Here is a 21303-nt window from a genome sequence, read left to right as displayed (position 1 = left end):
GCCAATCCTAGGCCTCTTTATCCGCATCATAGAGATCGTTCTTCAGGTGGCGCGAGGCGAGCAGATAGTGAACTGCTGCCCAAAGGAAGAGCGCCAGCACGCTGATCAAGGCATTGCGCAGTCCTTCGGCTGACGCCGACCGGCAGGCCATGTCGAGCGCCGTGCCCGTCCCACCCGGCCCTCGCCCGCCCGGGCAGCTGGCAATGAAATCGGCGCCGGCAAACGACCTTGCGGCGAAGAAGTCGCTGGCCATTCCGATCGCTGTCGGGCCCAGACCCGCGCCGAAGAGGCCGCTCACCAGAGCGGTTAGCGCCGAGGTCGTAGCGCGCATGCGTGACCCTACCAGATTCTGCATGGTACCGGCGGTCGGCGCGAGGTAGCTGATAAGCACGAGATTGCCGAGCCACACGCAAACCAGCGAAGCATAGATCCCACGGCTTACAAAGGCCCCGAAATAGGCCGGAATGCACAAGAGCAGGGCGACGGCGGGGCCCCACAAGGCCCACCGGACGTCCCTCCTCGAAAGCCGGTCGAACCCGAACCCGCCCAGCAGCATTCCGATCCCGTTGGACGTGAAAGTGACCACGCCAAAGACTACGCCAAGCACCGCCAGCGGCATGTCGAAACCGCGCAGATAGAAGGGCAGCACGAAGATGGCGATCGCGTTCAAGGCAAAGGCCGAGATCGTGCCGCCGGCGAGGAGATGCAGATATGTCGGCTTGCCCAGCAGGTAGCGAACCACTGTCGCGAGCGACGGCGCCGGGGAGGCCGCCGTGTTCCCGTCCGCGAGCCCGCGCGGTGGCTCGCGCAAGGTGAGCCAGACAAGCAGGGCGATCAGGATGCCCGGAACACCCATCACATAGAAGGCAACGCGCCAATTCCATGCCGAAGCCACCCAGCCTCCGACTGACTGGCCCAGCAGAAATCCGAAGGGCGCGCCAAGCATGACAATCGCCAAAACCGACGCCCGCCTGTCGAACCGGAAATGGTCGGACAGCAGCGACGACGTCGGCGGCTGCACGCCAGCCTCGCCGATCCCGACGCCGATCCTGCCAAGCAACAGCGTGAAGAAGCCCGTCGCCGAGCCACAAGCCATGGTCATCAGCGACCAAATGGCGACACATATCGCGATCAGCCGCGTCCGGTTTACCCGCTCGGCCAGCATGCCCAGCGGCACACCGAGGACGGAGTAGAGGATGGCGAAGCCAAGGCCCTGGAGCAGCCCAAGGTCGGTATCCGTGAGGTTGAGGTCTTCCTTGATCGGTTGGGCAAGGACAGCGAGGATAGCCCGGTCGGCGAAGTTGACGATGCTAACCAGGAGCAGGACGAAAACGACCCACCGCTTGTAGCCGGCGCGCAGCAGCGGATGTCCGCCACCGGACGCTGCCGATCTCGGCCCCTCCCCGTCTGCCAAGGCCAAGGTTGGATCGGTCATGCGGAGGCGCCCCACGCAGGTCCCATCCGCATCTACTCGGCCGCCAGCCGCTGCTCGGCGTGCGGCACGAACGTCACATGATGCGCCTGCAGCTTCGGCAGGACCTCCTTGCCGATCCGCCGGATCTGGTTGAGGTACATTTCATGCGGCATATGGCCGCGATTGCAGACCAGCAGGACATTGTTCGCGCCGGCATCGTCGCATTCGGCGATGATCCGTTCGACCACCTGGTCGGCAGTACCCATCGGCATATGTTCGGCGGCGGCGCGCACCGTATCCATCGTCCATTCGTTGAAGACGGTGCCGTCCTCGGCCAGCGTGCCCTTTGTGCCCTCGCGCAGGTGCTCGAAGGCGGTCGAGCTGTAATATCCCTTCTTGTTGACCTCGTCCTGCCACACCTGGTCGTAGCCGAGCAGCGTGTTGAACAGGTACATCAGATATTCGCCATATTCGTCGACGGCCTGCTGCTTCGAATCCGCCACGTAACAATCCACCATGATACAGATCTTGTCGGACTGGACTTTGCGGCCGTGCTTTTCCTGGCACTCCGCGAAATAGCGGATTGTGTCCTCGCGCATCGGGCCCGCGAACACGCCGGGCGTGATCGTCGCATCATGGGCGGCCGCCCATTCGATCGTCTCCTTCGACCCGGTCAGCGGCACCCAGATCGGCGGATGGGGTTGTTGCACAGGACGAGGCCAGATCGATACGTCGCGATATTTGTAGAATTCTCCATCGAAGGAGAAGCGATCCTCGGTCCAGGCGCCGTGCATCACGTCGAAGGCTTCATTGAAGCGGCCGCGCGATTCGCTCATCGGCACGTTGAAGATGTTGTATTCACGCGGCGCGCCTCGGGCGACACCCGCGATCAGCCTGCCGTTGGTCATGCAATCGAGCATCGCCAGTTCCTCGGCCAGACGCAGCGGCTCATGGATCGGCAGCAAATTGGCATAGACCAGAATCTTCAGCTTCTCGGTGAGTTGAGAAAGTGCCGCGGCCATGAGGTTCGGCGAATTGCCGAGCCCGAATGGCGTGCCGTGATGTTCGTTGATCGCGACGCCGTCAAAGCCCTGCTTTTCGAGTTCAACCCAAGCTTTAATGTGATTCTTGTAAGTATTGATTGCAACTTCTGACTCAAAATTTTCCCTTACTAGCCGAGGAATTTTACCGTTTACGCGGAATTTATCTATGCTTTCCCCATAGGCCGTCCAATCAAATACAAAGACCTTCATTTCATTCTCTCCGAGATTCTATTGATTTCTTCAAATACCATCAATATTCTGCGACCTAATGGATAAACGGAAGGGGTTTCTCATGAAGAAGACGTTCGTCGCCCTCGTGAAGCGCATGGAGGCCTGGGATCATTCGAAGCTCGCGCAGGAACAGGACGGCTTTGCGCAGCACGCGGCCTATATGGGCCGGCTGGAAGAAGAGGGCATCATCGCGATGGCCGGTCTGCTTCAGGATTCCAGCGACGTGCTGTTCGTCTTCCTGGCGGATAGCGAGGAAGAGGTGCGCGCACGCCTTGCCGACGACCCGTGGCAGCAGGACGGACATGCCGGGCTGGTCCGGCTGGAGGAGGCCCAGTTCCGTATCGGCGCTCCGCAGGGCGCCGCGAGCGGATGACTCTTCCTGCCGGCAGCTAGCGAATGGCCTCGCCGTCACGGTCATTCGCCAAGAACCGCGATGGTCCTGACCTCGAAACTCTGCCGTTTGGGCGAGGCCGGGTCACTTGTCGGGTCGATGAATGCGGTATGCCCGGACATCTTCCAATCCGGGTTTCCGGTATCGAAGAGCCGGAACACCAGTGCCTCGTGGGGCTGCATATCGGGGTAGTAGTACCATTCGTGCTTCGAACTATAGGCCATGTTCAGGCCCGCCGGCATGCCCTCGGCGAACCCTCCTTGGGGTTCGCCGAGGGCGACACGCAGGAAGTCCCCCTTCTCGACACTGCGCGCGTCACACACCGCGAGCGGCATGTTCTCAACCGGGATAGTGCCGCGCCATACATTGATGTTCACGAGGCGCTTTCCGGCAAATTCATCCGCCCGATCAGGCATCAGCCGGGCCGCCCACTCGCGGAGCGCCGGCTCGTTGAAATCGACATGAGCGCTGAGCGCAGGGCCACCACCCTTCGCATCCTCACCGCCGCGCAAGATGCCGAGGAAGGGGAAGACCTCGCTGGCCCCGGTCATTTCCTTCACAATCCGCGAGACCTGGGGATAGTAGCGTTTTTCAACATCGGCCATGTCAGCGAAATCGATGTCGACAGGATGCTTTACGAGCGCGAAGCCGTGGGTGTCGAATGACGTTTCCGCCATGCGCGCGTTTCGCACATGCATGGCATGGTCCTCCATCCCGAACGAGTAGCTGCCGTTCTTTTCGATCCAGCCGCCATCCGCAGCACGCTCCGAATAGCGGATGAAACTCTCGACAAAGATATGGCGCGATGCCGCTGCTGCTACACTTTCCACGGGTTCTCCTCGACGGCAGGAACCGTCCGCTTCGGGCGACCTACGGGCAGCTTCGCGCCTGCGATCACCGCCCTAGGGCTCGTTCAAACTCAACTGCGAAAATATCTGCTCACCATCGAGACGCGAAAATAGTGCTTACAATCCGCGAACGATGGGATGATCGGCTTCGCTCTTATTTCGGAAGCGCGCTTTCGATCATATCGACGGTTTCCTTGACCGCGACGTGCTGCAGGTCGTGGGTGTAAGGCATTTCTTCCACACGCCATCCTTCACGCCGCCGTAATTTTTCGGCAACCGGGGCGAAGGTGTCGTTCTTATACCCTGTCGCCAGCACGTAGGTCTTTTGGGGAATCCGGTCGCGTGCGCCCGTGAGGCGCGCCTTTTCAGCGAAGCAAAAGACGGATTGCGGCGTTCGGCGATCCTCATAGGCTGCACGCGCCGCAGGATCCATATGAGCGTTGAATCCCACCAGATTGGAGCGAGGCGGCGGAACCAGATAATCATCGGAATCCGCCGGCAAATGCGGCTCTCCCGGAACGAGATCGTTGAGGCTCTCGCCGTCCTCGGGAAAGAAGGCATCCATGTACATGATCGACTGGACGACGCCCTCGGGTATGAGTTCCGCCGCCGCCGAGATCGGCATGCCGCCATAGGAATGTCCGACCAGCAGGATATTCTCCAGCCGTTCATAGGTGACGACATTCGCGATATCTTGCGCGTGCAGCGAGAGGTTGACGGCGCGGCTCGTCAGATGCTCGCGCTCGCCAAGGCCGGTGAGGGTCGGAGTGAACACCTGATGACCGCGCTCGATCAAGATGTCCGCCACGCCCCGCCAGCGCCATCCGCCGACCCAGGCACCATGGACGATGACGATTGTTGCACCTTTGTTTGCCATTCCTCGATCCCTTTGGTCGGTGTTGCCAGCGGGACCGGTTCTTGCGCTTCGAGTGCGCAAAAATAGTGGTCACATTACCGCACGCTGCTCGGGACCGTATTATACGCTGGCGCCCTGTGTCCGCATGGTCAGGATGCGCTCGCGGTAGGGCCTCAGACCCAGCCAATAGGCAATCGCGGTCGCGGGAAACAGGATCGCGGCCGATATGGCGATCGAGAAGCGCAGCAGCGCTTCGTTACCCAACACATATTGCGTCAGGAACGCAAACCAGGTGGGTCCAATAGCTTGGCTGGCGGCGAGAACGATGAACAGGTAGATCGCCGTCATCTGCCCCCGCATCTCGTTTGGCGTGATGATCTGGAGTGCGGTGTTCAGCGAGGGCGCGGCCATGAGCATGATGGTCGGACCCACAGCGAACATCAGGAGCGCCATCCACGGCGACGGCATCAGCGGCGCGGCGATCATGAAAGGAACGGCGGCCGTCAAGCCGATGGCCATGACGCGCATGTTGGTATCGGCATGGCCGCGCTTGCGGAACCAGTCGTTCAGCCAGATCGCCCCGAACAGGCCCGGGCCCGCGAGCGCCAGGCTGAGCACGCCCTGATAGAAACCGATCTGCGCCGGATTCCAACCGTAGGTCCGCGAATAGAAGGCGGCGCTCCATACGCCCAGGCCCATCATGTGGATGGAGGTGAAGCACAGGCCAAGAAACATCGGTCCGTAGAGCCGCCGGTCGCGCCACAGATACGCCAGCACCTGCCGAAGCCCCGCGCCGCGACGTTTGTCGTCGATCGGGGATACAGCACCCGAGTTGCGACGGCGCGGCTCGGCGACGCTGACCATGAGGAAGGCCACCGGAACCCCCAGCACGCCCGTAAGGATGAACAGCACTTGCCAGTCGGCGGCCCTCCCCAGAAACGGAACGTCGAGGTCGGGCGTACCGGACAATATGTGAAGGACGAATGCGCCGAACAACAACGACAGCGCGACGCCCGCCTGCATACCGACATTGTAGATCGCGATCCCCCGGGGCAGTTTCTCGGGGGGAAAATAGTCCGCCAGCAAGGAATAGGAGAGCGGGCCGTTGATCGACTCCCCGGTGCCGATCCAGAACCGTGCCGCGAAGAACTGCCAGAAGCTTTGCGCGAAACCGCACGCCCCGGTTGCGAGACTCCAGAGCGCGATCGACCAGGTCATCAGCCATTTGCGGTTGTAGCGGTCCACCAGCCGCGCTGCGGGGATGCCGATGAAGGCGTAGAACAGCACCACGGAGAAGCCGAGCAGGTAGCTCATCTGCATGTCGGTCAGTTGCAGATCGCGCTTCACCGGTTCGACCAACAGCATCATCACGCCATTGTTGAGCATCGCACACATTTGGACTGCCGCCAGGATCCACGCCGCGACATAGGCCTGGCGCAGCGGCGGCCAGGCCGCCTCGTCCGGTGTCGATACCTCGCGAACCGAGGGCCGGTCCGCCGTCATCTCGTTCACGTCAGTCCCTTCCTGCACCGGCAATCTAACCGCCGTATTTCGCGGCCGGACCGCCTGACTTGACGTCACCGTTCCAGTGTTCCGCCAGCCGGTTGTCCTTGATCCGGAACATGTCGAACCAGGTGGTCGTATAAGTCTCCCCCGCACGGCTCGGGTGGGGATGCTCGCGCGCCGTCACCATCACCACCAGATCGCCCTGCGCGATCATCGCGACGAGTGGTCCCTGAAGCGCAACCTCCGGCCGTGCAGCGGCATTGGGATCATGCTCGATATAGGTTTCGCCGACATACCGATCGGCCACTCCCGCGCTTCCCCTATCGGCTGCCGATCGCCACGCATCGAAGACGAGGCGTTTGTCGGCCGCCAGCGCCGCGTCCTTTGCTTGCAACAGAGCAAATTGGGCGCTGCCCGAAACACCGGTTACCGGTTGCGGCCCACCTTCCGCGGCGGAGGGCAGGTGGGGGCCGGGCGCGGCCTGAACCGAATGCCAATGTTCGGCAAGACGTCCGTCTTCGATACGGAACAGGTTGAAATGCGTCGTGGTGTAGTGCCCCTCACCGCCGGGTTGGGGCAATTCCTCGCGCAGTGCCATGACTACCAGCTCGCCTTCTGCGAGGATCGTCACGAGAGGAGGTGAAACCAGTTCCGGAATCTCGCGCCGCTCCACGGCGGAGAACACTTTCTTGAAGGCCGCGCGCCCCGTCGGCAGGACCGGGCTGTGCTGGATATAGTCTTCGCGGAGCAGATCATCCGCCAATTCCACATGGCCGGCGTTGACGATCCCGCGCCAGGCATCGAACACGAGGCGCTTGTTGGCGGCGAGCACCGGATCCTCATCCTCGAGCAGCGAAAGCGGGGTGGGATGGGCCGAGACCTCCACTGCACCAGGCCCGGCGCCCGAAAGCTGCGGCGGGGCGAGCGACACGGCTCGCGACGTCCCGGCCGTCGCGGCATCGCACGCCAAGAGCTGCAAGCAGGCAGCGGCTCCTAAACCCATGGCGCGCGTCATGATCCTCTCCCGCCTGCCGGTCAGGTCCTCTCTCATTGCGAGGCGGGACCTAGAATTTCTTGCCGAGCTGAACCTGAAAGACGCGGCCGAGCGGGCTGCCATAGGTGGGATCGAACCTGATGGCGCTGCCGGCGAGGCCGCTTTGATTGACCACCAGAGGCGGATCGACATCGAACAGGTTCTGCACGCTCACGATCAGGGTCATGTCGTCCGCCAGCCATGAATCGAGCGCGCTGCCGGTATCCAACCCGAAGCTCAGGTCGACGGTCGTGTAGGAATCGATTTTCGCATAAGAGGCATTGACCCCGATCGGCAGTTGCGCGGCGTCAATCTCATAGGAATTCCGATAGTTGACGAAGCTGTTCACGAACAGGCGGCCGAAGCCGAAATCGCGTTTCCAGCCGATTTGTCCGCGTGCTTGGAAGGTCAGCGGAAAACCGAGATCATTCACCTCTTCGACCGCCGGCGCGCCCGGAAGCGGCGAAACCTTCCAGCCGAGCGTGTAGGATCCCACGGCTCCCAGGTCCCAGGTGCCGATACCGGTGTCGAACGTATAGGCGATGGTGAAGTCGATCCCCCTGCCGACGGTCTTGCCGGCATTGATCCGGCGGCCGCTGACCAGAGCGAACACGTTGCCAGGCGCCGTCGGCGGGCCGAACAACCCGCCGGTCTCGCCACCTGTGTTGTAGCAGGTGACCATCGAATCATAGAGCGCCTGCGTGGTGACACGTTGGCCGATCACCGCGGCACAAGCCGGATTATTCGCCTTGATGGTCGGAAAATCGCCGAAGAACGCGGTCGGGTTGTTGGCGGCGAGGGCCGGGAAAAGTGCAGGGTTGTAGATGATCTGCGAATTGTAAATCTGCTGGTTGATCGCGTTCACGCTGCCCACGTTGAACGCCGGCGTCGAAATCTGCGCCTCGTAGCTGATCCACCAATATTTGGCCGATATGAGGAGGCCTGGCACCGAGTCCGGGGTCCAGTCGGCGCCGAAAGCATAAGTCTCGGAGGTCTCTGGCATAAGGTTCCGATTGGCGCCGCCGATCGGCTGGTAGATTGCCCCGAACGGAATGGCCTGGCAGGCGCCGCAGATCGCTGGCGAAATTTGCGCGCCGGAGGCGACGATCGGAATCACGCCGGTCTGCGAGAAGGGATCGTTGTCGGCCAGGCCCGGTGCCCGGAAGGTGGTGCCCCAGCTTCCGAAAAGCTTCAGCCCCTGCGTCGGCAACCAGTTGAAGCCGATCCTGGGATTGGTCGTCGAGCCGGCATCGCTATACTCGTCAAGCCGCCCGGAAACGTTGAACTCGAGTTCATGAATGCCCGGGATGTTCGCTTCCGGACTCACGAGCGGAACGAACAACTCGCCGAAGAAGGACGAGATGCTGCGCGGATTGAAGTTGTTACCGCCGAAATTATTCTGGTTCAGCAGCGATCCCTCATACTGCTCGAAGCCCAGCGCCAGCTTGACCTCGCCAGCGGGCAGCGAGAATAGCGGGCCGTTGGCCGTCGCGGAATAGACCTGCATGTCATATTTCGTTCGATTCACCAGATTGATCGACCGTGCGAGGATCGACTGGGCGGTCGCCGGATCGGTGCATTGGAACGACGTCGGGTCACAGAAAAAATTGAAGGTAGCGAAATCCGGCGCCGGCGCACCGCCGGTCTGCGTGGTGACAGATGGGGCGTCGTGCGTCCCGGCAAAGGCAGACAGCGTGACCGTCCAGTCGAAGGGAAGATCGATGTCGGCGCCGCCGCCATAAGTCCAGGTTTCAGTGGTCCCCTTCCTGCTCGGCGAGCCGATATCATAGACCGTACTATAAGCGACGGCGAGCGAGCCGGCCTGGCAGGCGGCCACGAGGTTTGCGGGGCCGGTGACGATACCACCCGGATAGTGGCTCGGGTTGCAGGGGCTGAACGGATTGGTGTTGGGGATTCCGGGCAGTTGACCGAAGTTGGTCACGCGGTTGCTGGTCGAGGAATTCGGCCCGTTGATTGCGAATGCGCGACGGACGTAAAGCGCGTCACCGAATAGTCGGAGCCAATCGGTGACCTTCTGCTCGAAATTGACCGAGACGCGATCCGCTTCGACCTCCGGAATGACCTCGATACCCGTCCAGGTATTGAAGTAGTTGGGCGTCGACTTGAGCTGAGAAAGTGTCAGGTTTCTTCCGTCCTGCCCGGCCGGGATTCCGTAGTAGCTGCCGTTGACGACGACATTGCCGGGAGCGGCGTAGAGCGATGGCGGTGGTCCGCCGTAGGGCGAAAGATCATCATTGTAGAGATCGGGCCGCGTCGATGCCTTGAAAGGGTTCTGATAGGAGTGCTGATACGAGGCGATGATCCCTCCCTCCATCTCACTGCCCTCGCCCCATCGCAGACCTCCGATGCCGGTGACGAACCACGCTTCCTGGCCGTCATTCTTGCGATAGCCGCCATAGGCCTCGAGCGTGTCCTCCGGCCGCCTCAGGATGTAGTTGACCGTGCCGGCGATCGCATCGGCGCCGTAGAGAGCGGAACCGCCATCCTGCACCACGTCGATTCGCTGGATCATCTGCACGGGATAATTGTCGCCGTCGAAGGAGTTCATGTTACCGCCTTCGTATGGAACGCGGTGACCATTGACCAAGCTGAGCGTCGCACCCACCCCCAGACCCCGAATGTTCGGCGATTTGTTGAAGTTGAACGAGTTGATGGTGTTCGCCTGCTGCGCTTGACCGCCGGCATAGTTGTCACCGCTGCCCAGCTTCAGGATCGATGGCACGGTATTGAGCAAGTCGGCCGCGCTGGTAAGGCCGGTTGCCTGGATATCTTCCTGGTCGATCTGCACCAGCGCCGTGCCGACAGGCGCTTCGCCGCCGATGCGCGTGCCGGTGATCACGATCACTTCCGACGTGGCCGGCAACGGCGAGCCATCGACGGATCGCGTCTCTTCCGCGGTAGCCGGAACGGCCTGGGCATGAACCGGAACGACCCAGGCCAGTGCCGAAACGCTTCCCAGAAGCGCCGGGCAGACAGCCCTGCTCAGATTGCGTGCATGACCTTTGCTACCCGCCGCCATATCCATCCTCCCATGAGGTGCATCCGCCATCGCTGACTGCGCCCCACTCGATTCCAGGGGCAGGTCGCATGTGCTTTCGGCACCCATTTTTCTCCGATTGACGGATTGGGATGTTGGGGAGGGGTGAAAATAGTGCTGTTAATTGCGACAAGATGCCGGGTTCATGGGCGCAATCGCGCCCGAAGTCGTCGCCAATCGAGGGTAGCGAGCTCGGCGGGAATGTGCCTGAGCGGCGAGGCAGCGCTGCGGCAGTGATCGGCGTACCGCCACTGATGGCGCTCAAAATGACAGCACTATTTTCACGCCCGGCGAAGGCGGCAGCCTGCAAATGAAGAACCGGGTTTGCCAACAGAGGGTGGCAGGGAAAGAAGGGCGCGACTATGCAAATCACCCAGCTTCACGCTCGGTTTGTCGGCGAGATTGTTGGCTTGGACACCTCAGCGCCGATCACATCCGAAACGATTGCATTCGTGGAGGACGCGATGGCGAAATACGGGGTCTGCGTTATCCGCGACGCGAGCCTGAGCGATGCGGATCACCTCCGCTTCAGCCGCGCCTTCGGACCGCTCGAGTTGCCGCCGCCGGGCAAGCGGATCGCACCGGAGATTTTCGATGTCGGCAATCTTGGGGCCGATGGCGAGATCAAGCCACCCAATCCCAACGGTCCTCAACCAACGGATTTCGAACTCTTCCACACCGATAGCCCGTTCAACGCGCTGCCGACGAAATGGTCGCTTCTGCTGGCCTATGTGACGCCGCCCGAGGGCGCCAATACCGACTATATCGACATGCGCGCCGTCTATGAGGACCTCCCGCGAGAGACCAGGGACCAGATCGAAAACCTCAAGGCCGAGCACGATCTGTTCCGCGCGCTTCAGCGTAACGGCGTCGAGTTCGCGAATGACGAGATGCGCAAGTCCTATCCGCGCATGTCACATCCGCTCGTGCGCACCTCCGCGAGCGGTCGGAAAACACTTTATCTGGGTTGGCATGCCGTCGGCATTGTCGGCTGGGGCGAGGAGGAGGGCCAACAGCTACTGGACGAGTTGTACAGATTTGCAACCCGGGATGAGTACATCTACTCGCACAAGTGGCGCCCGGGCGACATGGTGATCTGGGACAACCGTTGCTCGATGCATAGCGCCACGCCGTTCGACCGTTACCGCTACAAGCGCGACATGCGCCGCACGACCATCAACGAAAGTGGACCGGAGGTCTTCGGGTTTGGGGCCGGCGCCGCGGCCACCTGACGTAGCCAGGCTGACTGGCAGGAACCGGTCAACGGGAAATCATTCTCTTCGCGGACGAGCATGAGCTTCGTGCTCGCCATCAATGGCAGAGCCGAGGCGGAGTGGATCGAGATCAGCAATGGCGTCCTCATCCACCAGCCCACCGTCCATGTCAGCGACGCGGTCACCGTCATCAGACTGGAGCGAAGTGCGCCCGTCGCGCTGCCGGCGGGCGAAGCGGGCACTGCGGCCGGTGACAGCCGTTCGACGCGCCGAAGCCCAGCTTCGGCCTCGTACTGCCCTCGCCCTAGCGGGTTCCTCGCGTGAACTCGACCCGGTCGATTGCAAGACCTCGCACGGGTGGGTTCGGCAAATCGGGCAGCAAGGTTCGCACACCATAGCGACCGACCACGCCGCCGCCACGAACCGCGTAAAATGTCGGTATGTCCCGCGCGGCCACTTCCAGTCCGTCCACCAGCATAGCGAGGCGCGCCGCGCGTGGCCCGGCGAAGGGCATCGCAGTCACTGCGATGGTTATGCTGTGATCGCCGGGGGCGAGCGGCGCGCCGCCGAGAGTGAAGCGCTCCGCGCCCCGTGCCGTCGCATTGTAGCGATAGATCGGGCGTCCTTCCTCGATGAAGAGGCCCGCGCCGCCCGCCTCGTCACCGGCAATCGCGACCGGCCCCTGTGCGGCTCCATCGGAAATGGTCAGGAACGCCGTCATGTTCCAGCCCGGCGCTAGCCCCGGAAATGTGCCCTGCGGATAGCGCGTTTCGCCGGGACGGAAGACCATGCGATCGCGCCCGTCGAGCAGGGACGGCCGATTGCCCGGCCCGGCCCGGCCGATCAGGTCCGCCGCCAGCGGATAGACATTGTAGCGCTTGGCCGCGGCATCGAACCCGGCCTGCAGTTCGGCCAGCTTCTGCGGATTCTTCGCGGCCAGATCGGTCGACTGTGAGTAATCGACGGTCAGATTGTAGAGTTCCCATTTGAAGCTCAGCGGATCGAGCGGCTTGGCCGGGCGACCGAACGGCGGGCCGCCGGGGGTTGTCGAGGCGAGCCAGCCATCCTTGTAGAAGGACCGGTTTCCCAGCATCTCGAAATATTGCTCCGTGCGCGTCGATGGTGCGGTGGCATTGTCGAAGCTGTAGAGCATTGATACGCCGTCGATCGGCTGCTGCGCAACGCCGTCCACCTGTTCCGGCGCGGTGACGCCGGCCGCGTCATAGATGGTCGGCGCGACATCGATGACATGGTGGAACTGGCTGCGCACCTCGCCCTGCGCCTTGATCCGCTTCGGCCAGCTGATCACCAGGCCGTCGCGCAGACCACCCAGATGCGAGGCAATCTGCTTGCCCCAGGGAAAGGGCGCGTTCTGTGCCCAGGCCCAGGCGGAATTATAGTTGGAATAGCTGTGCCGCGTCCCGTTCTGCTCGCCGGTGGCGATCAGTTCCTCCTCGGTCGGTTCGATGCCGATCAGGCTCTGCAATTCCTGCACGGCGCCGCGCCGGCTGTCCATGCTCGCGCCATTGTCGCCCTGCAGATAGATGATCAGCGTATTCTCATACTGCCCGCTGGCCTTGAGTTCCGCGATGATCCGGCCGGTCTGATGGTCGAAATAGGCGAGCTGCGCGGCCGCCACTTCCATCTGCCGTGTATAGGTACGCCTGGCCTCGGGACTGAGGCTTGCCCAGGCCGGCACCGCGTCGGGCCGCGGCGTCAGCTTCGCGCCCTTCGGGATCACGCCCATGGCCTTCTGCCGCGCGAAGATCTGCGCGCGCATCTGGTCCCAGCCCATGTCGAACTTGCCCTTGAACTTGGCGATCCAGTCGTCCGGCGCCTGATGCGGGGAATGCATCGTGCCGGGTGCGAGATAGATGAAGAAGGGATTGTCCGGCTTCTGGCTCTGCTTGACGCGCAGCCAGTTCAGCAGATGATCGGTCATGTCCTTGTCGAAGATATAGTCCGGATCGGCGGGCGGTTCGATGGCGTTGCGGTTCTCGGTCAGCGCCGGGCGATACTGATCCTCCGCCGCCGCGTTGAAGCCATAATAATAATCGAAGCCCCAACCGTTCGGCCAATTGTCGAATGGCCCCATAGGCCCCGTCTGCCAGGTCGGCGTATTGTGGTTCTTGCCGAAGAAGGCGGTGTCATATCCGTTGTCGCGCAGCACCCGGCCGATCGTCGCCGCGCTCTTCGGGATGACCGAGGTATAGCCCGCCTCGTCCACCGCCACATTGGTGATCGACCCGCTCGCCACCGCATGCGCATTGCGCCCGGTCAGCAGGGCCGCGCGCGTCGGCGAGCACATCGCTGTGGTGTGAAACGCATTGTAGCGCAGGCCCTTCGCGGCCAGTTCGTCGAACACCGGCGTCGGGATCGGCCCGCCGAAGGTGCTGGTCGATCCGAAGCCGACATCGTCGGTCATGATCAGCAGTACATTGGGCGCGCCCTTGGGAGCCGTTATCGGCTTGGGGAAATGCCGCCAGTCCCTGGCCTCACCCTGCGCCGCCCCAGCGACGGACTGGAGCGCCAGCGTCAGGGCCAGCGCGGAGCTTCCCAGCGTCCGGAAATGTCTCGTCATGGCTCTCTCCCCTTGCTCGCCTCGTCGGCCGGACTGCGCGCGCAGCGAAAGCCGATGTGCGAGGTCGATGTATCGATGGTCTGCGGATAGCGGGCGGCCGGGCGGTAGCGCCGGCAGTAATTGTCGGCGCACAGATGCGACCCGCCCTTGAGGACCTTGCGCCCGAAGGCATGGCCGGGATCGTGCGGATCGCGGCTGGCTTCCTCGCTGCCCCCGCGCGGGTTGCGCGGCACGCAGCAGGGCTTGGAGGCCGCCTCGCCCCGCCGGTCCAGATACCAGTCGGCCGTCCATTCCCAGACATTGCCGATCATGTCGTAGAGGCCATAGCCATTGGCCGGATAGGCCATGACCGGTGAGGTCCGCTCATAGCCGTCCGCCAGACTGTTCTGGTGCGGAAAGGCGCCCTGCCAGTAATTGGCGAGCATCGCGCCGCCCGGCGCCAGTTCCTCGCCCCAGGCATAGGCCGCCCGATCCAGCCCGCCCCGCGCCGCAAATTCCCATTCCGCCTCCGTGGGCAGGCGCTTGCCGGCCCAGGCGGCATAAGCCTGCGCATCGGCATAAGCGACATGCACGACCGGATGATGCTCGATCCCGCCGATCCCGCTGTCCGGCCCATGCGGGTGCCGCCAGTCGGTACCGAACGAGAAGTGCCACCAGGCAAATGGATCGGTCGGCGGCGTCGGCCGGTCCGGCCGTACAAACAGGGACGATCCCGCGCGCAGCATAGCCGGGTCCGCGCCCGGATAGAGCGCCGCATCGGGTGCCTGCTCCGCCAGCGTCACATGGCCCGTCTCCGCGACGAACGCCGCGAAGTCGCGATTGGTCACCGGCGCCGCGTCGATCTCGAACGGGTCGACATGCACCCGTCGCGCAGGCCCCTCCTCGGGATAATGGTCGGACGAGCCCATCCAGAAGGTTCCGCCGCCCAGCCGGATCATTTCTTCTCGCCGCCCGGCAGGTCGACCGTCACGTCGCGGATCGTGCCGTCGAACGGCCCGGCGGGCGTTCCGGCATCGATCATGTCGAAGCTCCAGCCGATCGTGGCATTGTCCGGCAGCAATACCGGCACGACATGCGGGATGGCCGCCTCTCCGGCCGCCACGCCGTCGACGAACAGCTTTGCGACGCCCGGTCCTTTCGGGGTCTCCGTCTCGAACAGCAGCCGCAGCTTATGCCTGCCCTCCCCCAGCGGCGCCGGCGTGCTCAATCGGGTGAGATCGCCCGGCGCGTCTGACGCCTTATACGTGAAGATCGGCCGCCCGGCATCCAGTCCCAGCGACCAGCCGGCGGAATTGGAGCCATTCATGACGATGGTCCCGCCCGCATCCGCTCGGCCGATCTCGATGCTTGCCGTGATTTGCCAGCTTCGCCCGCTCAGGTCCGGAAACGCGCCGCCCGTGATGCGGCGCGGCGAAGGACCGAAGCGGAAGCTGGTGCGCTCGCCGAGCAGCGACGGACGATTGGCCGTGTTCCAGCGCGCAAAGGAGCGATTGTCGATCGGCAGAACCTGCCCGGCCGCCGCGTCGGCCCAGAAGCGGTCCTGCATGGCTTTCAGCCGGTCGGGATAACGCGCCGCGAGATCGCTCGATTGCGAGAAGTCCTGCGCGATGTCGTAGAGTTCCCACACCCCGTCCGTCGGCAGACCGCCCGGTCCCGCAAAGTCCCAGGGCGCGCGCGTCGGCTTGCTGTTGGCCCACCAGCCGTCCGCATAGAGCGCCGCATTGCCCTGCAGTTCGAACAGCTGGTGTGTGCGCCGCGATGGCGCATCCGGCGCGTCCAGGCTGTACATCATGCTGACGCCGTCGAGCGGCATCTGCGCGACGCCGTTGACGCTGGTCGGCACCTTGATCCCGGCAGCCTCGTACAGCGTCGGCGCGATGTCCACGAGATGATGGAATTGCGGCCGCACACCGCCCGGCCGCTTGATATGCGCGGGCCAGCTGATGACCATCCCGTTGCGAACGCCGCCCAGATGCGATGCGACCTGCTTGGTCCACTGGAAAGGGGAGTTCATCGCCCCGGCCCAGCCGACCGGATAATTATTGTAGAAATCCGGCCCGCCCAGCCGGTCCATGGCTTTCAACATCGTGGGGAGATCGGCGCGGAATCCGTTGATGGAAGCGATGTCGTTGATCGATCCGGTCGGGCCGCCCTCGCCGCTTCCGCCATTGTCGCCCTGAATGTAGATGACGAGCGTATTCTCCAGCCGCCCTTGCGCCTTCAGCTCGTCGAGCAGCCGCCCCATCTGGAAATCGGCATGAGCAAGCGCCGCGGCATAGACTTCCATCATATGCGCGTAGAGCCGCTTCTGATCGGCCGAGAGAGAGTCCCACGCGGGAATGGAGGCCGGTCGCGGCGTCAGCTTCGTCCCCCTGGGCACGACGCCGAGCCTGATCTGCCGCGCGAGGCTTTCCTCGCGCATCTTGTCCCAGCCCATGTCGAACTTGCCCTTGAAGCGGGCGATCCAGTGCTTTGGCGCATGGTGCGGGCTGTGCGAGGTGCCGGGCGCATAATAGAGCAGCACGGGCTTGTCCGGCTGCGCCGCGTCCACCGTCTTCAGCCAGCGTATCGCATGATCGGCGAGGTCTCGGTCGAGAATATAATCGGGGTCGCCGACAGGCCGCTCGACCGGCGTGCGGTTCTCGAACAGGGCCGGCGCATACTGGCTCGTCGCCCCGCCCATGAAGCCATAGAAATAGTCGAAGCCGAGGCCGTCGGGCCAGCGGTCGAACGGGCCGACCGCGCTCTGCTCCCACTCCGGTGTATTGTGGTTCTTGCCGAACCAGGCCGTCGCATAGCCGTTCTGCCGTAAAATCTCGCCGATCGTCGCAGCGCTCTTGGGCAGGATCGTGTTGTAGCCCGGATAACCCGTGCCCATCTCGGTGATCGTGCCGAAGCCGACCTTGTGCGGGTTGCGCCCGGTGAGCAGCGCCGCGCGCGTCGGTGCGCACAGCGCCGTCGTGTGGAAGGCATTGTAGCGCTCGCCCGTTGCCGCCAGCCTATCGAACGTGGCCGTCGGCACCGGGCCGCCAAAGGTGCTGGAGGCGCCGAAACCGACATCGTCGGTCAGGATCAGCAGGATGTTCGGCGCGCCCTTCGGCGCTTTCGCGAGCGGCGCATAACGGGCCGGCGAAGATGTCTCGATCGTCCGCCCGAGCGTGCCTTCATAGGCCGGCGCGGGGTGCGGCAGAACCTCCGCTGCGGCCGCGCGCGCATCGGTCTGGGAAAGGGCGGCCGGGCTCCACGCCACGGCCGCCAGGAGGAGCGCTGTCTTTCTCACGGACCGTCAGAAGCTCTTCCGCAGGCTCACCGACCACTCGCGCGGCGGCGCGGGCTGGCCGGTGACGGACGAGATCGCGGGGCCGCGGAACGTGTTCTGATAGTAGAATTTGTCGAACAGGTTGGTGACGGCAAGCACCGCTTCCCAGTCCTTGTCCGGCGACTGCCAGCTGAGACGCGCATTGGCGATCGTGTAGCCGGGCGTCAGCGAGGCCGGATTATTGTCGATATTCGTATAGAAGGACGATTGATACGCCACGTCCAGCCGGGGCGAGAGCGATCCCATATCGCCGATGTCGAAGCGGTACTGGATGCCGCCCGCCGCTTTCCACTTGGTCACATAGGGCGCGATGTTGGCGAGCGTGATGCCGGTGATCGTGGCGCCGCTCGCGCCGATGCGCTTGAGCTGAAAATCGAGATAGCTGACATTGGCATCGATGGTGAGGCCGTCGGCTGGACGCAGCGCCAGTTCGGCTTCCAGGCCCTTGAAGCGGCCGTCACCGGCATTCACCGGCGTGCCGTTGGCGGCGCTCAGCACGACGCCGTTGACGATGGTCGGCGCCGTGTTACTGAAGATCATGTCCTTATAGTCGTTGATGAAGGCGGACAGGTTGAGCCGCACCATCCGGTCGAACAGATCGGTCTTGAGGCCGATCTCATAGGCGTTCAGCGTCTCGGGGCCGAAGGGCAGCGCCTGCTCGATGACGAAGGGACGCGGATTGACGCCGCCGCCGCGATAGCCGGTCGAGAACTGGGCATAGGCCAGGATCTGGTCGGTCAGCTTATAGTCGGCGTTGACGCGCCAGTCCCATCGGTCGCCCTTGAAGGTCGATTTGAGCCCGTTGATCTTGCCGGCGGAAGTATAGGCAGGCAGCGTCGGCACGAACGGGTTCAGCCGCTGGAAGGAATAGCTCTTCTCGTCGTTCGTGTAGCGGATACCGCCGGTCACGTTGAGCCGGTCGGTGACGTGCCAGACGCCATGCGCAAACACCGATTTGCTCGTCGTCGGAATATAGTCGTCGGCAAGGTTCACCGTCTCGTTAGGAAGGCCCGGCGAGATGATGTTGTAGGTGAAGAGATAGCCCTTGCCGTTGAAATAATAGCCGCCCAGCGTCCAGTCGAGCAGCGAACCGATGCTGCCGTTGAGGCGTAGCTCCTGCGTGAACTGCTTGTAGCGCTGGCGGTTCATGCTGCCGCTGATGCCGAACGGCGTCGTATCGGCGTCCGTGCTGTAGCGCCCGTCCGTATATTGATAGGCGGTGATCGATTTGAGGCTGAGCCTGTCGGCCAGTTCGATGTCGATCGTGCCCGCAATGTCCCAGGCGCGGATGCGGTTGTTGGTCGGATAGACGATGGCGGGATGCGTTCCCGCCCCCGGCTGGCCAAGCAGCGCCGGCGGATCGGTGAAGCCCTGGATCTGATAGGTGGAATAGTTGGTGTAGGAATTGGGCGGCGTGATGAACACCGAGCGATCCGGGAAGCCCGGCGTCGTGGCCGCTGCCGGATTGAGCGAGATCGCCTTGGTTGCCGTGGGCTCGCTGTCATCGACCAGGCGGGAGGCGGCGATGTTGACCTCGATCGTGTCGGTCGCGAGCCAGCGCAGCGCGAGGCGTGCGGCCGTATAGTCCTGACCGCCCTCGCGACCGGCAATGCAGTCCCTGTCCGTCGCGCTCGCGGTGGGCGCCTGGGTCTGCCCCGGATGCGTGCAATTATAGTCGAGCCGTTTGAGATAGCCTTCGCGGTGCCGCGTCACGGCGGAGACGCGGGCGAACAGTCTGTCCGGCACGATGGTGAAGTCAGCCGCACCCTTGGCGTCGATCCGGCGGAACGAGCCGGTCGTGACTTCGATATAGCCGTGGCCGTCGCCGGTCGGTGCCTTGGTGAACATCTTCACCGCACCGCCGATCGAGTTCTTGCCTGCGAGCGTGCCCTGCGGGCCGCGCAGGATTTCGACGCGGTCGAGATCGAGCAGGTCGAGCAGTGATCCGAAGGTGATGCCGCGATAGACGTCATCGACATAGAGGCCGACACCGGGATCGACCGCGAAGCTGGAGTCCATCTGGCCGACGCCGCGGATGAACAGGGTCGCGGCGGGACCGTAGATCGAGCCCGAAGGCTTCATGACGACGTTCGGCGCCGAGTTGGTGATGTCGGTGATACGATCGAGGCCCTTGTCGCGGATCATCGCTTCGTTGACGGCAGTGATCGCGATCGGCGTATCCTGCAGGCGCTGTCCACGAAACTGCGCGGTCACGACGATGTCGCCGCTGTCGTCCGGCGCGTCGGCTGCTGCGGCCGTTTCGGCCTCCTGCGCACTCGCTGGCACGGCGATCGAAGCAAGCAGCAGCGCGGTGCTGCTGGCAAGCAGCCCTCGTCTCGTGATCATTCTCTCTCCCCTTTTTTTCGGTCGGTTATCGACTGGGGAGATGCGTTAGCTGCGCGATGCCAAGCAACGGCCCAGCAGGCTATCACAAATAAGAACGATCGGTTATATCTTTGCCATGACCTTCACGTTCCGGCAGCTCGAAATCTTCGTGGAAGCGGCCGTGGACGGCAATTTCCGCAAGACGGCCGATCGGCTCGGCATCAGTCAGCCCGCGATCAGCAAGCAGATCCGGGCACTGGAGGCGAGCGTGGGCAAGGTGCTGTTTCAGCGTCGGCGCGGGGCGGCTGCCTTTCTGTCGGAGGATGGCGAGGTCATGCTCGCCGGCGCGCAGGACCTGCTCGCGCAGCAGCGGCGCTGGAAACCGGAAGAGAGCGGTCGGCGGCCCTACAAGCTCAAGGTTCTGACCGGCGACTATCTGCTCGACAGCATCATCAAGCCCGCCTTGCCGGAACTGGTCCGGCGCTTTCCAGAGGTGTCGCTCGAATTCCAGGTGCTGAACGAGCGCGGCCGCATGTTCGACATGATCCGTGCCCGCCAGGCCGATCTCGCCATCTACACCGGCGGGCTGCCGCCGCCCGATCTGGCCGATAGCCGCGTCCTCTCGGTCATCCCCTGCGGTCTCTTCGCCGCGCCCCACATCGCCCGCGACCTGGGCGATGACATTGACGCCATCAATAAGACCCCCTTCATCCTCCCCACCACCCCCCGCACACGGTCCTGGGTGCTCGGCTCTTTGGAAAAGGCCGGCATCTATCCAGTGAAGATCGGCGCGCGCGTGCAATTTGGCGATGTTCTGGCCGAGATGGTGCGAGACGGCCTAGGCGTCGGGCTTCTGTTCGATGATCATGCGATGGGGCGGTTTGGCCGTCAGATCGAAAAGTTACCTGTGTTGATAGAACCAGCTTATCGTGTGGCAATTTTCGGCGAGCGCGGCAGAGACGAGCTGGTTCGCCCATGCGTCGAGTGGGTTTGTCAGCTTTGCACGGGATCTATCGTCACCTGAACGAACGACTGTTCTTAGAGTATCCCTGATAGTCAAGCGCGGGAGTGCTGCCAGCATCGGTCTGCCCTGATCAATGCGTTATCGGGAGATTCGTGGGTTCGCTTTTGCCGCGCGCTGGACAGGGGGCATGTCGGCGCGGGCGACGGCTCGATTGCTTGAGCCGCACGTTGGATTTGGTTCATCTGCTGTGCAGAGTTGGTCAGTCCGCGTATCCTCGGCTGTCCGGAACAGCTTGGCATGACCGTTCACTCCCGCATGAAACTCTCGGGCGGTGTCCAAGTTCCTGGAACATATTGAAGATCGCGCAGGGACCGCGGTGGGGTGCCAGTGAGAGGGACTGTCAGATATTTTGTGCGCGAGGCCATAGAGATGGATAGGAAGGACCATCGATATGGCGATCGACAAGGCCATGCTGGACCAGCTTCTGGCTGGTCGTGATCCGCAGGATTTGTTCGCGAAG

The 21303-nt window shown here is 63.2% G+C and carries 15 protein-coding genes; 4 read left to right on the top strand and 11 right to left on the bottom strand.

The genetic code is table 11. The annotated features are described in order from the left end of the window. Window positions 1-7: 7 nt before the first annotated feature. Together KM135_RS16940 and KM135_RS16935 are read right to left on the bottom strand one after the other, a co-directional pair. On the bottom strand, window positions 8-1435 hold the full coding sequence (locus tag KM135_RS16940) for a spinster family MFS transporter (RefSeq protein WP_221715226.1): 1428 nt from the start codon (window positions 1433-1435) through the stop codon (window positions 8-10). Between the two features lie 32 nt (window positions 1436-1467). Further along, window positions 1468-2667 carry an LLM class flavin-dependent oxidoreductase gene (locus tag KM135_RS16935; RefSeq protein WP_221715225.1) on the bottom strand — a complete coding sequence of 400 codons (1200 nt, stop codon included), beginning with the start codon at window positions 2665-2667 and terminating at the stop codon, window positions 1468-1470. 82 nt (window positions 2668-2749) lie between these two features. Here KM135_RS16935 and KM135_RS16930 point away from each other — a divergent pair, with 82 nt between their 5' ends. Next, window positions 2750-3061 carry a YciI family protein gene (locus tag KM135_RS16930; RefSeq protein ID WP_221715224.1) on the top strand — a complete coding sequence of 104 codons (312 nt, stop codon included), beginning with the start codon at window positions 2750-2752 and terminating at the stop codon, window positions 3059-3061. A 41-nt stretch (window positions 3062-3102) separates the two neighbouring features. On the opposite strand, the gene KM135_RS16925 is transcribed toward KM135_RS16930, so the two are convergent. The 5 genes from KM135_RS16925 to KM135_RS16905 form a co-directional block, all read right to left on the bottom strand. Next, on the bottom strand, window positions 3103-3909 hold the full coding sequence (locus tag KM135_RS16925; protein WP_221715223.1) for a CmcJ/NvfI family oxidoreductase: 807 nt from the start codon (window positions 3907-3909) through the stop codon (window positions 3103-3105). A gap of 172 nt (window positions 3910-4081) precedes the next feature. After that, window positions 4082-4804, bottom strand: a complete 723-nt coding sequence (locus tag KM135_RS16920) for an alpha/beta hydrolase (RefSeq protein ID WP_221715222.1) — start codon at window positions 4802-4804, stop codon at window positions 4082-4084. Window positions 4805-4903: 99 nt separating this feature from the next. Next, window positions 4904-6286, bottom strand: a complete 1383-nt coding sequence (locus tag KM135_RS16915; protein WP_221715221.1) for an MFS transporter — start codon at window positions 6284-6286, stop codon at window positions 4904-4906. Between the two features lie 34 nt (window positions 6287-6320). Next, window positions 6321-7304: a nuclear transport factor 2 family protein gene (locus KM135_RS16910; RefSeq protein ID WP_221715220.1), complete on the bottom strand. Its 984-nt coding sequence runs from the start codon at window positions 7302-7304 to the stop codon at window positions 6321-6323. Window positions 7305-7353: 49 nt separating this feature from the next. Further along, the gene (locus tag KM135_RS16905) at window positions 7354-10362 is read right to left on the bottom strand and encodes a TonB-dependent receptor plug domain-containing protein (RefSeq protein ID WP_221715219.1); all 3009 of its coding nucleotides are present in this window, start codon (window positions 10360-10362) and stop codon (window positions 7354-7356) included. 380 nt (window positions 10363-10742) lie between these two features. On the opposite strand from KM135_RS16905, the gene KM135_RS16900 reads away from it, so the two are divergent. After that, window positions 10743-11612: a TauD/TfdA dioxygenase family protein gene (locus tag KM135_RS16900; RefSeq protein WP_221715218.1), complete on the top strand. Its 870-nt coding sequence runs from the start codon at window positions 10743-10745 to the stop codon at window positions 11610-11612. Between the two features lie 60 nt (window positions 11613-11672). Then, window positions 11673-11918, top strand: coding sequence for a hypothetical protein (locus KM135_RS16895; RefSeq protein ID WP_221715217.1), 246 nt, complete (start codon window positions 11673-11675; stop codon window positions 11916-11918). Here the strand turns inward: KM135_RS16895 and KM135_RS16890 are convergent. The 4 genes from KM135_RS16890 to KM135_RS16875 are packed head-to-tail and all read right to left on the bottom strand — an operon-like array spanning window position 11899 to window position 19840. Then, window positions 11899-14175 carry an arylsulfatase gene (locus KM135_RS16890; protein WP_221715216.1) on the bottom strand — a complete coding sequence of 759 codons (2277 nt, stop codon included), beginning with the start codon at window positions 14173-14175 and terminating at the stop codon, window positions 11899-11901. The two genes, KM135_RS16895 and KM135_RS16890, sit on opposite strands and share 20 nt — an antisense overlap. Beyond that, entirely contained in the window at window positions 14172-15113 is a 942-nt protein-coding gene (locus KM135_RS16885; protein WP_221715215.1) for a formylglycine-generating enzyme family protein, read from the bottom strand. The genes KM135_RS16890 and KM135_RS16885 overlap by 4 nt, the downstream gene beginning before the upstream one ends. Further along, entirely contained in the window at window positions 15110-17455 is a 2346-nt protein-coding gene (locus KM135_RS16880) for a sulfatase-like hydrolase/transferase (RefSeq protein WP_343228218.1), read from the bottom strand. The genes KM135_RS16885 and KM135_RS16880 overlap by 4 nt, the downstream gene beginning before the upstream one ends. Window positions 17456-17461: 6 nt before the next feature. Continuing rightward, window positions 17462-19840: a TonB-dependent receptor gene (locus KM135_RS16875; RefSeq protein ID WP_221715214.1), complete on the bottom strand. Its 2379-nt coding sequence runs from the start codon at window positions 19838-19840 to the stop codon at window positions 17462-17464. A 115-nt stretch (window positions 19841-19955) separates the two neighbouring features. Here KM135_RS16875 and KM135_RS16870 point away from each other — a divergent pair, with 115 nt between their 5' ends. Further along, window positions 19956-20843, top strand: a complete 888-nt coding sequence (locus KM135_RS16870; RefSeq protein WP_221715213.1) for a LysR family transcriptional regulator — start codon at window positions 19956-19958, stop codon at window positions 20841-20843. Window positions 20844-21303 lie beyond the last annotated feature (460 nt).

Origin of the sequence: Sphingobium xanthum (assembly GCF_019737615.1) — a bacterium.
GTDB lineage: Bacteria > Pseudomonadota > Alphaproteobacteria > Sphingomonadales > Sphingomonadaceae > Sphingobium > Sphingobium xanthum.
This window is presented reverse-complemented; position numbering and strand designations above follow the sequence as displayed.